Genomic DNA, 14,322 nt, shown 5'->3' on the forward strand with positions numbered 1-14,322 from the left:
CTTCTTGGGGTTGGGGCGCTTCCGTTGCTTTGGGGTTCGGGGCTTTGGGGTTTTGGGTTGGGTTCCTTTTTGTTGGGGTAGCTTTTTCTTGTGGGGCTTGGTGGGGGGCTTGGGCGTCGGTTTGTCGTTGTTGCTTATGACGGGGCTCAGATCCTTGATGTGGCTTGTCCTTGCGGGGCTTTGGAGGTTGCCAACTCTCATGGGGCCTCTCCTCCTTACGTCGTCGAGTTGGCCACCGTTTCCGGGGCCGGGGCACGTAGTTCTTCCGGGATCGTTGTTGGGGGCGCTCGGCGCTTGGCCTCCTTGACCGGGGCGATCGACACCTTGCTCGTCGTTGGCGGGGCCGGGACTCGGGCCGCCGCTACCGATCAGCAGCTGTTGGGGCAGGTTCGGCGGTTGGCGCAGCGGAGCCGGCGGATCGCTTCCGTTTGCACCGGTACCTTCGTCCTCGCCGCCGCCGGGTTGCTCGACGATCGGCGGGTCACCACGCACTGGGGGTACGGGGCGTCCCTCGCCGCCGAGTTTCCTTCCGTGACCGTGGATCCCGCTCCGCTGTACATCCGGGACGGCAACGTTTACACGTCCGCCGGGGTCACCAGTGCCTTGGACCTCACGCTTGCTCTGATCGAGGACGACCACGGCCCCACCTTGGCTCGTGAGGTTGCTCGCGAACTCGTGACCTACCTGCACCGTCCGGCCGATCAGGCGCAGATCAGCACCTTCCTGGCCGCTCCGCCGCCCAGCAACCGGTTGGTGCGGGACCTGCTTGCGCACATCACCGCCAACCTCGCCGGCGACCTGAGTCCGCCCGCGCTCGCCGCGCGCGCCAGGGTCACCACCAGGCACCTCAACCGGCTGTTCGCCACGCACCTGGGCACCACCCCTGCTCGTGCGGTGCGGGTTGCGCGGACCGAGGCCGCAGCGCACCTGGTGCGCGCCAGCGAGCTGTCGCTGGCCGCTGTCGCGCGCCGGTGCGGGTTCCGGTCGGCGACGACGCTGCGCCAAGCTTTCCTCGACCACTACGGGGTCTCCGGGGACAAGATTCGCAAGATGGCGGACATGCCGCGTCCGCTCGAACCGGAAAACGCCAAGACTCCTCTGGCATGAGGAGTCAACCAACGACCCGCCGGACAGTTCTCGCCGGCATGGCTGCCGTCGCCGCGTTCGGCATTACGGCCGGCGCCGCCGTTGCGGAAGGCAGCGGCCCGCGGATCGGAATCCTGCTGTACGACGGCTTCAGCCTGCTGGACCCCACCGGCCCCGCCGAGCTGCTGTCCCGGCTGCCGGGCGCGACCGTGACGATGCTCGCCGAGCGCCGCGGCCCGGTGCGCACCGACACGCGCCAGGTCTCGGTCGTGGCCGAGCGGTCGATCGCCGAGGTGGACCGGCTGGACGTGCTGCTCGTCCCGGGCGCCGGTGAGCGCGGCACGGTCGCCGTGATGGAGAACCCGGTTCTGATCGACTGGATCCGCCGCGTGGACCGGCGCACCACGTGGACCACGTCGGTCTGCACCGGCTCGCTGATCCTCGGCGCGGCCGGTCTGCTCCGCGACCGCGCGACCACTTACTGGGCCTCGGCGGGCTACCTGGAGAGCACGTTCGGCGTGAAGTACGTGCCGGAGCGGTACGTCCAGGTCGGCAAGGTCATCACCGCCGCGGGCGTTTCGGCGGGCATCGACATGGCGCTCTTCCTCGCCGCCCGCCTCGCCGGCGACGAGATCGCCCGCGGCGTCCAGCTCGCCGTCGAGTACGACCCGCACCCGCCGTTCGATTCCGGCAACGCCGCCACCGCGAGCCCGGAGCTCAAGGAACTCGCGCTCCGGCTGATCGCCGAATCGCAGAAGTAGCTCGTCAACGCCCCGGAAGCGACGCCTCCGGGGCGCCGGAACGCGCGCGTGGGGGGTGGGTGTTCGACGCGATTCCGGGGTGCTGTAAAGTTCTTCTCGTTACGCGGTCCCGTCGTCTAGCGGCCTAGGACGCCGCCCTCTCAAGGCGGTAGCGCGGGTTCAAATCCCGTCGGGACTACAAGGGTGGGAGGGCCCTGTCTGCGGAAGGCGCAGATGGGGCCCTTTCCGTTTTTCGATTGGGGGGCCGAGCCCCCCATGCCCCCCACGGTGCGGGGGTTGCTTTTTTGTGGGCTCCATCGCTTTTCTGGCGTACCCGGCCTGGGTTGCCGACCAGCCAGATGGCTCAGCCTCAGCTGGGCCTTAGGAGCCGGATTGCCCTTATCCGGGCCTTCGGAGGTGGCTGGCCCTGCGCTTCGCTTGGGCCTTCGGGGTTGGCTGGCTTGGGTCGGTTCGTCGGCCTCTTTCTATTTCATCGGGGCGTAGTTGGGTGTGGCTTCAGTGGCCTTCGGTGGCTTTCAGCGGTTGTTGCTGGGCGTTGTTGGTTCTGCTCGGGGCCGACAGCGGATGGGAACCGTGCTGCGCGGGCACCTTCGCGTTCGCCGAGGCGGGGACGCCTTTGCCGGGATTCTCCGCTAGGCCGGTGGATGTCGCGCCGCCCGGCTGGTGGGGCGCATGGGTTTTGGCGATGCGGGCCGACAGCCCGCATCGCTCGGCGTTCACAGGCGGTTCTGGAGGGCGTCCGCCGCAGCCAGCAGGTCCGCCGCCCAGCGGGCTCCCGGGCGCCTTCCCATTCGGTCGATCGGGCCCGAAACCGATATGGCCGCCACGACGTTGCCCTGGGTGTCCCGGACCGGCGCGGAGACGCTCGCCACTCCCGACTCCCGTTCCGCGACGCTCTGGGCCCAGCCCCTCCGCCTGACCTCCATCAGCGTTCGCTCCCCGTAGACCGCTTCCGCCAGGACCGCGCGTTGGGTCGCCGGGTCGGACCAGGCCGCCAGGACCTTCGCCCCAGATCCCGCCGTCATCGACAGCGCCGTTCCCACCGGGACCGTGTCCCGCAGGCCGCTCGGCGGTTCCGCCGCCGCTATGCACAGGCGTTGCATTCCGTCCCGCCGGTAGAGCTGGACGCTTTCGCCCGTGACGTCTCTGAGCTTCGGTAGGACCGTCGCCGCCGCCTCCAGGAGCGGATCCACCGCTCCGCCCGCTAGTTCCGCCAGCGCCGCTCCCGGGCGCCAGCGACCGTCCGAGCCCCTCCGCAGGAGGCGGTGGACCTCCAGACCCACCGCCAGGCGGTGCGCCGTTGCCCTTGGCAGCCCCGTGCGGCTGCACAGTTCGGCCAGGCCGCAAGGTTCGGCCGCTACCGCCTGGAGGACGGCCACTGCCTTGTCCAGTACTCCGATGCCGCTATGCTGTCCCACGTACCGATACTAGCTTCCCGATATCTGGGAAGTCCACTCTGTGGGAGAGGCCCGATCCGGGTCTCGGCAGGCTCGACTGGGAGCAGCGATGGGAAAAACGCTCGCGGAAAAGGTTTGGGAAGCGCACATCGTGCGCCGTGGTGAAGGGCACGAGCCAGACCTGCTCTACATCGATCTCCACCTGGTGCACGAGGTCACCAGTCCGCAGGCATTCGAAGGGCTCCGGCTGGCCGGGCGGCCCGTCCGGCGGCCCGACCTGACGCTGGCCACCGAGGACCACAACGTGCCCACCACCGGCATCGACCTCCCGATCGCCGACCCGGTGTCGCGCACCCAGGTCGACACCTTGCGGAAGAACTGCGAGGAATTCGGCATCCGGCTGCACCCGATGGGCGACGCCGAGCAGGGCATCGTGCACGTCGTCGGGCCGCAGCTCGGGCTGACACAGCCTGGCACGACCGTGGTCTGCGGCGACAGCCACACCTCGACGCACGGCGCGTTCGGCGCTTTGGCGTTCGGCATCGGCACTTCCGAGGTCGAGCACGTGCTGGCCACCCAGACCCTGCCGCTGAAGCCGTTCAAGACCATGGCCATCAACATCGAGGGCACGCTGCGGCCGGGAGTCACCAGCAAGGACGTGATTCTCGCCGTCATCGCGAAGATCGGCACCGGCGGCGGCCAGGGCTACGTCCTGGAGTACCGCGGCGAGGCGATCCGCAAGCTGTCCATGGAAGCCCGCATGACGGTCTGCAACATGTCGATCGAGGCGGGCGCGCGGGCCGGCATGATCGCGCCCGACGAAACGACTTTCGCCTACCTGAAGGGGCGGCCGCACGCCCCCGAGGGCGCGGACTGGGACGCCGCCGTCGAGTACTGGCAGACACTGCGCACCGACGACGACGCCACATTCGACGCAGAAGTCACGCTGGACGCCGACGAACTGACCCCGTTCGTCACCTGGGGCACCAACCCGGGCCAGGGCCTGCCGTTGGGCGAGCGGGTGCCGGACCCGGCGGAGATCGCCGACGAGGGCGAGCGGTTCGCCGCCGAGAAGGCCTTGGCGTACATGGGCTTGACGCCCGGGACGCCGCTGCGCGAGGTGTCCGTGGACACCGTCTTCCTCGGTTCGTGCACCAACGGCCGGATCGAGGACCTGCGCGCCGCCGCCGAGGTTCTCAAGGGCCGCAAGGTCGCCGCGGACGTGCGGATGCTCGTCGTCCCGGGCTCGATGAAGGTCCGGAAGCAGGCGGAGTCCGAGGGGCTGCACGAGGTTTTCACCGCGGCCGGGGCGGAATGGCGTTCGGCCGGTTGTTCGATGTGCCTGGGCATGAACCCGGACCAGCTGACGCCGGGCGAGCGCAGCGCGTCGACCTCCAACCGCAACTTCGAGGGCAGGCAAGGCAAGGGCGGCCGCACGCACCTGGTCTCCCCGCTGGTCGCGGCGGCCACGGCCGTGCGCGGAACCCTGTCCTCCCCCGAAGACCTGAGCTGAACCACATCCCACCAGGAGCAGTGACGATGGAACCGTTCAAGACGCACACCGGGGTCGGCGTCCCGCTGCGCCGGTCCAACGTGGACACCGACCAGATCATCCCGGCCGTCTACCTCAAGCGGGTTTCCCGGACCGGGTTCGAGGACGCCCTGTTCGCCGCCTGGCGCGGGGACGAGGACTTCATCCTCAACCAGGAGCCCTTCCGCGCCGGCAGCGTGCTGGTCGCCGGGCCCGACTTCGGCACCGGGTCATCGCGCGAGCACGCCGTGTGGGCGTTGAAGGACTACGGCTTCCGGGTGGTCATCTCCAGCCGTTTCGCGGACATCTTCCGCGGCAATTCGGGCAAGCAGGGGCTGCTGGCCGCCCAGTGCGAGCAGTCCGATGTGGAGCTGCTGTGGAAGCTGCTGGAGAACGAGCCCGGTACCGCCGTGACGGTGGATCTGGAGCAGCGGACGGTGCATGCGAAGGACCTCACGGTGCCCTTCGGCATCGACGACTACACGCGCTGGCGGCTGCTGGAAGGGCTCGACGACATCGGTCTGACCCTTCGGCACGCCGAGACGATCGACACTTTTGAGCAGGCCCGGCCGAGCTTCAAACCGGTGACCCTGCCCGCTCGCCAGGGCTGATAGAGATGCCTTTCGGGGGCGAGTTTTTCCTGTAGTGAAAGGAAAAACTCGCCCGCCGGGGGACAACTGAACAGTTGCTCCAGGAGCTCTGCGGACCCCGTTGCCCGGACGCGAATGCCCACGCCCCAACGAAAAAATGAGGCGTGGCGAATGGCATTTGCTTGTCCGGGGCTTTACCGTTGACATTGAGTCGGCCCAACGGGGCCGTTGTTGTGTCCTGGGAGGGACTGAAGTGAACAAGGCCCAACTCATCGAGGCTCTGGCAGAACGCCTCGGAGACAAGAAGACCGCCAGCCAGGCTGTGGAAAGCGTTGTGGACATCATCGTTCGCAACGTCAACAAGGGCGAAAAGGTCAACATCACCGGCTTCGGGGTTTTCGAGAAGCGGGCCCGCGCCGCACGCACTGCTCGCAACCCGCGCACCGGTGAGAGCGTGAAGGTCAAGAAGACCAACGTCCCCGCCTTCCGCGCCGGCACCCAGTTCAAGGAAGTCGTGGGCGGACAGCGGAAACTGCCGCGCGTCTCCGCGGCCAAGGCGGCCACCACCCGTGGTGCCACCACGAAGACCGCCGGCGTCGCCAAGGCCCCGGCCGGTACTCGCGCCAAGGCCACCACCACGCGTGCCGCCGCGACGAAGACCACGACCCGTGCCACCACGGCAAAGGCGACCGCCACCAAGGCCGCTCCGAAGCGGGCCGCCGCCACCAAGGCGACCGCCACCAAGGCGACCACGGCCAAGGCCGCCCCGGCGAAGGCCGCCGCCAAGGCGACCCCGGCCAAGCCCGCCGCGAAGCGGGCGACGACGGCGAAGGCCGCCGCCACGAAGTCGACGGCCAAGACGACCCGTCCGGCGACCAAGAAGGCGACGACCACGCGCAAGTCCACGAAGAAGTGACTGCTCGCTACTGCAGCGAGCAACAGTGGACCGAGCGGGCGGCGAGATGACCCGGCAAGGGGTCACCAGCCGCCCGCTCACGGCGTTCCCCGGTCGTCCGGTCATCGCCCCGACGTCAGGTGATGCCCGGAAAACCGCTTGAGAAGGCCGTGACCGCCGGGGCGCCGGCGGTCGCTCAGATTCACCCGTGGACGGCGCGCAACGTCCACACGGCGCGATCAGCGCCGGACAGCGCCCGCGCAGCACACCGCCGGACAAGCCGGTTCGGTGCTGGTGCGGTCGCGGTCGTCAGTTGGAGCCGGGGCGTCGGCGGATCATTCGCCGGCACCGAGTTCGCCGACGCATCCGTCCTCCTGCACAGCTCGGTTTTGTTCTTGAAGCGGCGCAGCCGCTTGGCCCACCTCGCAGCTTGCGCTGCCGCGGGTTCTCAGGCTGCGCCCGCCCTCTGGGCTGCTGGGCGAGGCCAGGCCCCAGCGCTGTGCACTGGGCATGCATAAGTCGGGGATCCCGGAGTCCAGGCGGCGACCGCAACTCCCGTAGGGGTGCCGCCACTGGCACTGCCACGCAAGAGGAGTAAGACCGGTTCTCAGGCCAGCGGGTCCGCGAGGTAGTCCGCCGCGGCCAGCCGCAGCGCCGGGGCGCTGCCGTTCCCGGAAGACCGGTCCCGGGCGAACGTGAGCGTCCAGACGCTGCCCTTCCGGCTGGCCACCTCGCCGAGCCGCAGGTCGGTGGAATCGGCCAGCCGCGCCACCAGGTCCGGGATCACGCCGCCCTGGCTGCACACCACCGCCGTGCCGGGGCCGTCGGCCACCCCGCGGAGCGCGTCGGCGGCCGCGTCCGGATCGCCGAGATAGCCCTCTTCGGAAAAGAGCGGCTCGGTCGCAATCCCGATTCCGAGGTCCGCCGCGATCGGCGCCACCGTTTGTTCGCAGCGCAGTCGCGGTGCGGAATAGATGCGGGCGGGGCCGAACAACGACAACAGCGAATGCAATGCGTCGCGCTGCCGCTGTCCGGCTTCGGTGAGCGGGCGCAGGTCGTCGTCTCCGGCCCATTCGGACCTTTTGCCTGCTTTCGCGTGCCGCACCAGCAACACGGTCGCGGATTGGGCGGGCGACTTCTCGAATGCGTCGAGCACCCCGGCGTCGTGCGGATAGCTCAGCAGGTCACGCGCGCGGCCAGTGGGTAGCCAGCGCAGCTCGTCCACTTCGTCGTTCGGCGCGAACGCCCCTTCGCCGGCCCGGGCGGTGAAGTAGTCGACGACCTTCGGGGCCCGACCGCCGCCGGCCACCGGCACCGAGTAGTCCACCCGGGTCAGGAATCGCGACAGCACGCAGGAAAACCCGGTCTCCTCGGCCACCTCGCGGACCGCCGCGTGCGCGGGCAGCTCGCCCGGGTCGAGCTTGCCCTTCGGCAGCGACCAGTCGTCATAACGGGGCCGGTGCACCAGCGCCACCTCGGTGCCGGTGGCGCCCGCGCGCCAGAGCACGGCACCGGCCGCCCGGACCGGTGCTGACGTTGCTTCGTCGATTCCGCCGGGCACCGGCTGGTTCTCGGTCGTGCTCATCTTCCTCAGGACACCTTCGCACCGTGCATGCGCAGCATTTCCACCTGGTGATCGCGGACTTGCTCCCCGCTGCGCGGCGACGCTTCCCAGTCGCCCTTCGCATTGAGCACCCAGCAGCGGGTGTCCGGGTGCAGCGCCGAATCCAGCATCGCGTCGAGCTGGTGGGTGAGCTTCACGTCGGTCACCCGCACCTGGGTCTCGATCCGCCGGTCCAGGTTCCGGTGCATCATGTCAGCGCTGCCGAGCCAGTGCTCGTCGATGCCGACGAAGTGGAACACCCGGGAATGCTCCAGGAAGCGGCCCAGGATCGAGCGCACCTCGATGTTCTCGCTGAGGCCCTCCACGCCGGCCTTCAGCGAGCAGATCCCGCGCACCACGACGCGCACCGGCACGCCGGCCAGCGAAGCCCGGTAGAGGGTGTCGATGATCTGCTCGTCGACCAGCGAGTTCACCTTCATCCTGATGCCGCACGGCAAACCCTGGCGGGCCCGCTCGATCTCGTCCTCGACGCGCTCCACGATGCCGTTGCGGATGCCCTGCGGCGACACCAGGATCCGGCGGTACTGGCCGTGCCGGGCGTAGCCGGTGAGCACGTTGAACAGGTCGGTGAGGTCCGCGCCGATCTCCGGCGAGGCGGTCAGCAGGCCCAGATCCTCGTAGATCCGCGCGGTCTTCGGGTTGTAGTTGCCGGTGCCCAGGTGGCAGTAGCGGCGGATCGTGGAACCCTCCTGGCGCACCACGAGCGCCGTCTTGCAGTGCGTCTTCAACCCCACCAGGCCGTAGACGACGTGCACCCCGGCACGCTCCAGGGTTCGCGCCCACTGGATGTTGGCCTGCTCGTCGAACCGCGCCTTCAGCTCCACCAGCGCCACCACCTGCTTGCCCGCCTCGGCGGCGTCGATGAGCGCGTTGACGATGGGGGAGTCGCCGGAGGTCCGGTACAGGGTCTGCTTGATGGCCAGCACGTGCGGATCCGCCGCGGCCTGCTCTATGAACCGCTGCACCGACGTGGAGAACGAGTCGTAGGGGTGGTGCACCAGCACGTCGCCCTCGCGCAGCGTGGAGAAGATGCTCTTCGGCGTCTGCCCCTCGGCGAACGCCGGGTGCGTCGCGGGCACGAACGGCGAGGCCTTGAGGTCCGGGCGGTGCAGCCGGTCCAGCTGGAACAGGCAGGACAGGTCCAGGAGTCCCTTGACCTCCACCACGTCGTGCTGGTCGACCTCCAGCTCGCGCAGCAGGAGTTCGAGCATGTTCTCGCTCATCGTCTCGGTCACTTCCAGCCGCACCGGCGGCCCGAAGCGACGGCGTGCGAGTTCCCGCTCCATGGCCTGCAGGAGGTCCTCGTCGCGGTCCTCCTCGACCTCCAGGTCGGCGTTGCGGGTGACGCGGAAGATGTGGTGCTCGGCGACCCGCATCCCGGGGAACAGCTTCCCGAGGTGCGCCGCGATGAGTTCCTCCAGCGGCAGGAAGGTGGCGTGCTCGTTCTCCCGGTCGGTTTCGACGCGGATCAGCCGCGGCACGTTGTCCGGCACCTTGACCCGCGCGAAGCGGCGCAGCCCGGCGTCCGGGTCGGCGACGGTGACCGCGAGGTTCAGCGACAGCCCCGAGATGTAGGGGAACGGGTGCGCCGGGTCGACCGCCAACGGGGTGAGCACCGGGAAGATGTGGTCCTCGAAGTAGCGGGCCAGCCTGTCCTGGTCGGCGGTTTCCAGCTCGGCCCAGCGCAGGATCCGGACGCCGTGCGCCGCCAGTTCCGGCAGCAGCTCGTCGGTGAAGACCCGGCTCAGCTTCTCCATCAGGTCCTGGTTGCGGGCGGAGATCCGCACCAGCTGCTCGTGCGGGGTGAGCCCATCGGCGCTGCGCACCGAGAGGCCGGTCTCCTCGCGGCGCTTCAGCCCGGCGACCCGGACCATGTAGAACTCGTCCAGGTTGGACGCGAAGATCGCGAGGAACTTGGCGCGCTCCAGCACCGGCTGCGACTGGTCCTCGGCGATCGCCAGCACCCGCGCGTTGAAGTCGAGCCACGACAGTTCGCGGTTGAGGTACCGGTCTTCGGGCAGGTCGGTGGTCGCGGCCGCGCGGGTCACCGCGGGCGGGGCGGAGGGCACCCGGGCACCGTCGGGAGCGTTGCCGGTGGTGTCGGCGGTCGCCGGCGCCTGGGCAGCGACCGGGTTTCCGGTGCGGCCGGCCGCGCGAGGCGTGCGACGTGTCCGGCCGCTGGAGGTGCGCTTGGCTGGCTGCTTCGGGATCCGGTCGCTGCTGTCGGTGCTCACCCGACCATTGTCGCTCATCCGGGCGGTTCTCTTCGACTTCTGACGTGTGCGTGTGATGTTCACGGTTGTGGATGAACATTCACGTACGAGCCCCTTAACGCCGTGTCGTACGCGGCCGCTCGGAGGGTGTGGTCACGACACCCGGCGAGCGGTGTGCGGGCCGAGGCCGAGCGCCGCCGCGGCGGCCAGGTCGGCCTCGGTGTCCACGTCGCAGCGCAGCGAGTCCCACTGACCCAGGAGCGTTTTCGCCCCGGAATCGGCGTGCGCGTCCGCCGAGCCGGGCCCGAACAGGGGCGCGAGCGGTCCGCCGCGCTCCGCCAGCAGCAGCGTGGTGCCGGTGCCGTGCCGGTCCGGGCAGAACGAGCGGTCGTCACCGGCGGCGGCGATCGCGGCCGCGAGCTCGGCGGGCCGCAGGGCGGGCAGATCCGCCTGCAGCGCGCCGATCCGCGTCGCGATCCCGCGCCGCCGCAACTGGGCGTCGCCGTGCCGCAACGCGGCGTTCAGCCCGGCCGCCGGGGTGTCCGGGAGCACCTCGACGCCCTCGGCGGCGAATGTCTCGGTGAGCGTCGGGTCGGAGGTCACCACGACGACTCCGGCGACGCCGGCCGCCCGGCGCGCGGCCGTCACTGTGTCCAAGGCCACGGCCGTGACCAGGTCGGCGTGCGCCGCGCCCCGCCCGGCGGCGCCGAGCAGCCGCGACTTCGCCAGGTGCAGCGGCTTGATCGGCACTATGAGGTACAAACCTGCGGTCACGTCTGCCATCTTGCCGTCGCGCGGCCCCGGACCGGCACTGCTCCGGCGGCATTCGGGTTCCGCCGTGCGGGATGTCCGGCGGCCCGGCCCGGCAGGTAACTTGTCGGGGCGCTTGCGACCAGTTGAAGGAGATGCCGTGGCGGAACCGAAGAGCCTCCGGCGCCAGCGGAGGCAGACCAGCGAAAAGGCGCAGGGCATGGGCAAGTTCTGGCTCGGCCTCGCCCGCGGTGTCTTCTACCCGTTGACCGCCGCGCTGGCCCGCACCAAGGTGACCGGGCTGGAGCGCATCCCCGCCGAGGGCCCGGCGCTGCTGGTGTTCAACCACGTCTCGCACCTGGACCCGATCTTCGACGCCGTCACCGTGCACAGGGCGGGCCGGGTGCCGCGGTTCCTCGCGAAGAACACGCTCTGGAACGTGCCGGTGCTCAAGAGCGTCCTGGTGGGTGTCGACCAGATCCCCGTCTACCGCGGCACCGCCGACGCGCAGAAGAGCCTGCAGGACGCGCACAACGCGCTGGAGCGCGGCAAGACGATCGTGATCTACCCCGACGGCACCATCACCAAGGACCCGGACGGCTGGCCGATGACGCCGAAGGTCGGGGTGGCGCGGTTGGCGCTGGCGCACGACATCCCGGTGATCCCGGCTGCCCGGTGGGGCACCCGCGACATCTACGACCACTACAAGAAGCGGTTCCGGCCGTTCCCGCGCAAGACCGTGGAGATCGCCTTCGGCGAGCCGCTGGACCTGTCCGCCTACCGCGGCATGGAGCACGACACGCAGGCGCTGCGCGAGGTCACGCAGCTGGCGATGACCCGGGTGCGGGAACTGCTCGGCGAGATCCGCGGCGAGCAGCCGCCCGCCGAGTTCTACAGCAGCGCCCGCAAGACCCGGGGCGACGATGGCGCGGCCTGAGCGGATCACCGTCCTCGGCGCGGGTTCCTGGGGCACCACGTTCGCGAAGGTCCTCGCCGACGCGGGCAACGACGTCGTCCTGTGGGCGCGGCGCGCGGAGGTCGCCGCGGCGATCAACGAAACCCGCTGCAACGCCGCGTACCTGCCGGACATCCGGCTGCCGTCGACGTTGCGCGCCACCGATGACGCCGCCGAGGCGGTGCACGGCGCCGGCGCGGTGGTGCTCGCGGTGCCCAGCCAGACGTTGCGCGAGAACCTCGCCGGCTGGCAGCCGCTGCTGCCGCCGGAGGCGACGCTGGTGAGCCTGGCCAAGGGCGTCGAGCTGAGCACGCTGAAGCGGATGAGCGAGGTGATCGGCGAGGTCGCGGACGTGCCGATGGAGCACGTCGCGGTCGTCTCCGGGCCCAACCTGGCCAAGGAGATCGCCGCCGAGCAGCCGACCGCGACCGTGGTGGCCTGCCCGGACCACGACCGGGCCGTCGCGCTGCAGCACGCCTGCTCGACGCCGTACTTCCGGCCCTACACCAACACGGATCTCGTCGGCATCGAGATCGCCGGGGCGTGCAAGAACGTGATCGCGCTGGCCTGCGGGATGGCCGCTGGGCTGGGCTTCGGGCACAACACGATGTCCTCGCTGATCACCCGCGGCCTGGCCGAGACGACCCGGCTGGGCGCCGCGCTGGGCGCCGACCCGATGACGTTCGCGGGCCTGGCCGGGCTGGGCGACCTGGTCGCCACCGCCATGTCGCCGCTGTCGCGCAACCGGACCTTCGGCGAGCGGCTGGGGCGCGGCGAAACCCTGGCGCAGGCGCAGGAGGCCGCGCACGGGCAGGTTTCCGAGGGCGTGAAGTCGTGCTCGTCGATCCGCCAGCTGGCGGCGCGGCACGGCGTCGAGATGCCGATCACGGACGTGGTGCACCGGGTGTGCCACGAGGGCCTCGCGCCCGCACCCGCGGCCGCCGAGCTGCTCGGCCGCGAGCGCAAACCGGAATGACCCGGGCGGCTTCCCGGGGTCGTGAGGGGCTGTGGTCGCCGGAGCGGCCAGCACCGCTCACGATGGCGGGAAGCCGCTCGAAGGAGTCCGCGGTTTCCGCCGGGAACCGACACCGCGAGGGGGCACCGAACTCGCGATGGGAGAACTTGTGAGCACATCGGATCTCGGCGACGGCACGCGCTGCGTGCGCGGCGGGCACCCGGAGCCGGCCGGCGGGACGCCGCTGCTGCCGGGCCCGGTCTTCGCCGCGCCGTTCCACCTGGGCGAGGACGTCCAGGCCGCCGATTTCTACGGCCGGGCGGGCAATCCCACCTGGCGGGCGCTGGAGTCGGCCATCGGCGACCTGGACGGCGGGCAGTGCGTTCTGCTGCCGTCGGGCATGGCGGCGATCAGCACGCTGCTGCGCGCGGTGCTCCGCCCCGGCGATGCGCTGATCCTGCCCAGCGACGGGTACTACGCGACGCGCCAGTTCGTCCGCGACGAGCTCGCCGAACTGGAGCTGGACGTCCGGGAGATCGACACGCCCGGTCCCTGGCACGACGACGTCTTCGCCGGGGTTCGCCTGGTGCTGCTGGAAACCCCGTCGAACCCGGGGCTGGACGTGTGCGACATCGCCGAGCTCGCGGAGCGCGCGCACGCGGTGGGCGCGCTGCTGGCGGTGGACAACACGACGGCGACGCCGCTCGGGCAGCGGCCGCTGGAGCTGGGCGCGGACATCGTGGTGGCCAGCGACACCAAGGCCCTGTCCGGGCACAGCGACATCCTGATGGGGCACGTGTCGGTCCGCGACGAGGAACTGGCGCAGCGGCTGGTGCGGGCGCGGACCCTCTCCGGCTCGATCCCCGGCCCCTTCGAGACCTGGCTGGCGCACCGCAGCATGGGCACGCTGGACCTGCGCCTGGCGCGGCAGGCCGAGAACGCGGCGGCGCTCGTCGAGGCGCTGCGCGAGCACCCGGCGGTTTCCGGGCTGCGCTGGCCGGGATTGCCCGGCGACCCGTCGCACGAGCTCGCCCGGCGGCAGATGCGCCGCTGGGGCGGGGTGTTCCGGTTCGAGCTGGCCGATGCGCGGGCGGTCGAGGAGTTCGTCCGGCGCAGTGAGCTGGTGGTGGCGGCGACGAGCTTCGGCGGCCTGCACAGCACGGTCGACCGCCGCGCCCAGTGGGGCGACCCGGTGCCGGAGGGCTTCGTCCGGTTCTCGGCTGGCTGCGAAGACCCGGCCGACCTGGTCGCCGACGTCCTCCAAGCCCTGTAGAGCGTTTTCCAGTCACACCTTGCGTGGCGGTGCCGGTGGCGGAACCTCAGGCGTCTTCTCGCTGTGGGATCCCCGGCATGATGAATACCAGTCGGGGCTGTCCTCGTGAGAAGAAGCCTGAGAACCCGCGGCGGTGCGAGTTGCTTAGGTGGGCTAAGCGGTTGCGCCGCTTCAAAGGCCACAACACGCCCTACCGGACTCCCGAATAACGGCCTCTAGAACTCCAGAAGTGATCAACGGCGGGCGGGATCCGCCACCGTGGTGTGAGATCTTGCGGCTTCGAGTTGACGCG

13 protein-coding genes and 1 tRNA gene are annotated in these 14,322 nt (G+C 70.3%); 9 read left to right on the top strand and 5 right to left on the bottom strand.

Annotated elements, in window-relative coordinates; translation table 11 throughout:
- The first annotated feature begins 90 nt into the window (after positions 1 to 90).
- The 3 genes from BLW84_RS06975 to BLW84_RS06985 all read left to right on the top strand — a co-directional run bounded on the left by BLW84_RS06975 (position 91) and on the right by BLW84_RS06985 (position 2,025).
- Positions 91 to 1,107: a GlxA family transcriptional regulator gene (locus BLW84_RS06975; RefSeq protein WP_093262604.1), complete on the top strand. Its 1,017-nt coding sequence runs from the start codon at positions 91 to 93 to the stop codon at positions 1,105 to 1,107.
- A 38-nt stretch (positions 1,108 to 1,145) separates the two neighbouring features.
- Entirely contained in the window at positions 1,146 to 1,847 is a 702-nt protein-coding gene (locus tag BLW84_RS06980) for a DJ-1/PfpI family protein (protein WP_245760992.1), read from the top strand.
- Between the two features lie 105 nt (positions 1,848 to 1,952).
- Positions 1,953 to 2,025 (top strand) — tRNA-Glu (locus BLW84_RS06985).
- A 317-nt stretch (positions 2,026 to 2,342) separates the two neighbouring features.
- Here the strand turns inward: BLW84_RS06985 and BLW84_RS46035 are convergent.
- A complete protein-coding gene (locus tag BLW84_RS46035; protein WP_143060879.1) occupies positions 2,343 to 2,567 on the bottom strand; it encodes a hypothetical protein in 225 nt (74 codons plus the stop codon).
- Entirely contained in the window at positions 2,564 to 3,265 is a 702-nt protein-coding gene (locus tag BLW84_RS06990; protein ID WP_177226328.1) for an IclR family transcriptional regulator, read from the bottom strand. The genes BLW84_RS46035 and BLW84_RS06990 overlap by 4 nt, the downstream gene beginning before the upstream one ends.
- 88 nt (positions 3,266 to 3,353) lie before the next feature.
- Between BLW84_RS06990 and leuC the strand changes: the two genes are divergently transcribed.
- From leuC to BLW84_RS07005, 3 genes are all read left to right on the top strand, one after another.
- Positions 3,354 to 4,757 (top strand): 3-isopropylmalate dehydratase large subunit, encoded by a 1,404-nt coding sequence (gene leuC, locus BLW84_RS06995; RefSeq protein ID WP_093262616.1) that lies wholly within the window; start codon positions 3,354 to 3,356, stop codon positions 4,755 to 4,757.
- A gap of 26 nt (positions 4,758 to 4,783) precedes the next feature.
- Entirely contained in the window at positions 4,784 to 5,386 is a 603-nt protein-coding gene (leuD, locus tag BLW84_RS07000) for a 3-isopropylmalate dehydratase small subunit (protein ID WP_093262617.1), read from the top strand.
- A gap of 232 nt (positions 5,387 to 5,618) precedes the next feature.
- Entirely contained in the window at positions 5,619 to 6,281 is a 663-nt protein-coding gene (locus BLW84_RS07005) for an HU family DNA-binding protein (protein WP_093262618.1), read from the top strand.
- A 586-nt stretch (positions 6,282 to 6,867) separates the two neighbouring features.
- On the opposite strand, the gene BLW84_RS07010 is transcribed toward BLW84_RS07005, so the two are convergent.
- The 3 genes from BLW84_RS07010 to cofC form a co-directional block, all read right to left on the bottom strand.
- Positions 6,868 to 7,845, bottom strand: coding sequence for an NUDIX hydrolase (locus BLW84_RS07010; RefSeq protein WP_093262619.1), 978 nt, complete (start codon positions 7,843 to 7,845; stop codon positions 6,868 to 6,870).
- A gap of 5 nt (positions 7,846 to 7,850) precedes the next feature.
- Positions 7,851 to 10,136 carry an RNA degradosome polyphosphate kinase gene (locus BLW84_RS07015; protein WP_093262620.1) on the bottom strand — a complete coding sequence of 762 codons (2,286 nt, stop codon included), beginning with the start codon at positions 10,134 to 10,136 and terminating at the stop codon, positions 7,851 to 7,853.
- A 114-nt stretch (positions 10,137 to 10,250) separates the two neighbouring features.
- Positions 10,251 to 10,871, bottom strand: coding sequence for a 2-phospho-L-lactate guanylyltransferase (cofC, locus tag BLW84_RS07020; RefSeq protein ID WP_093263064.1), 621 nt, complete (start codon positions 10,869 to 10,871; stop codon positions 10,251 to 10,253).
- Between the two features lie 136 nt (positions 10,872 to 11,007).
- Between cofC and BLW84_RS07025 the strand changes: the two genes are divergently transcribed.
- The 3 genes from BLW84_RS07025 to BLW84_RS07035 all read left to right on the top strand — a co-directional run bounded on the left by BLW84_RS07025 (position 11,008) and on the right by BLW84_RS07035 (position 14,030).
- Complete coding sequence (locus BLW84_RS07025; RefSeq protein ID WP_093262621.1) at positions 11,008 to 11,784, top strand: lysophospholipid acyltransferase family protein; 777 nt, start codon at positions 11,008 to 11,010, stop codon at positions 11,782 to 11,784.
- Positions 11,771 to 12,778, top strand: a complete 1,008-nt coding sequence (locus BLW84_RS07030; protein WP_093262622.1) for an NAD(P)H-dependent glycerol-3-phosphate dehydrogenase — start codon at positions 11,771 to 11,773, stop codon at positions 12,776 to 12,778. Before BLW84_RS07025 ends, BLW84_RS07030 begins: the two co-directional genes overlap by 14 nt.
- Positions 12,779 to 12,914: 136 nt before the next feature.
- Positions 12,915 to 14,030: a cystathionine gamma-lyase gene (locus tag BLW84_RS07035; protein ID WP_093263067.1), complete on the top strand. Its 1,116-nt coding sequence runs from the start codon at positions 12,915 to 12,917 to the stop codon at positions 14,028 to 14,030.
- Positions 14,031 to 14,322 lie beyond the last annotated feature (292 nt).

It is taken from the genome of Saccharopolyspora shandongensis (genome assembly GCF_900106995.1).
Lineage (GTDB): Bacteria > Actinomycetota > Actinomycetes > Mycobacteriales > Pseudonocardiaceae > Saccharopolyspora > Saccharopolyspora shandongensis.

What these genes read in the sequence shown, in the direction of transcription:
- leuC (WP_093262616.1), top strand. Translation starts at nt 3,354, where the DNA reads ATGGGAAAAACGCTCGCGGAAAAGGTTTGGGAAGCGCACATCGTGCGC.
- BLW84_RS06980 (WP_245760992.1), top strand. Translation starts at nt 1,146, where the DNA reads ATGGCTGCCGTCGCCGCGTTCGGCATTACGGCCGGCGCCGCCGTTGCG.
- BLW84_RS07010 (WP_093262619.1), bottom strand. Translation starts at nt 7,845, where the DNA reads ATGAGCACGACCGAGAACCAGCCGGTGCCCGGCGGAATCGACGAAGCA.
- BLW84_RS07015 (WP_093262620.1), bottom strand. Translation starts at nt 10,136, where the DNA reads ATGAGCGACAATGGTCGGGTGAGCACCGACAGCAGCGACCGGATCCCG.
- leuD (WP_093262617.1), top strand. Translation starts at nt 4,784, where the DNA reads ATGGAACCGTTCAAGACGCACACCGGGGTCGGCGTCCCGCTGCGCCGG.
- BLW84_RS07035 (WP_093263067.1), top strand. Translation starts at nt 12,915, where the DNA reads ATGGGAGAACTTGTGAGCACATCGGATCTCGGCGACGGCACGCGCTGC.
- BLW84_RS07030 (WP_093262622.1), top strand. Translation starts at nt 11,771, where the DNA reads ATGGCGCGGCCTGAGCGGATCACCGTCCTCGGCGCGGGTTCCTGGGGC.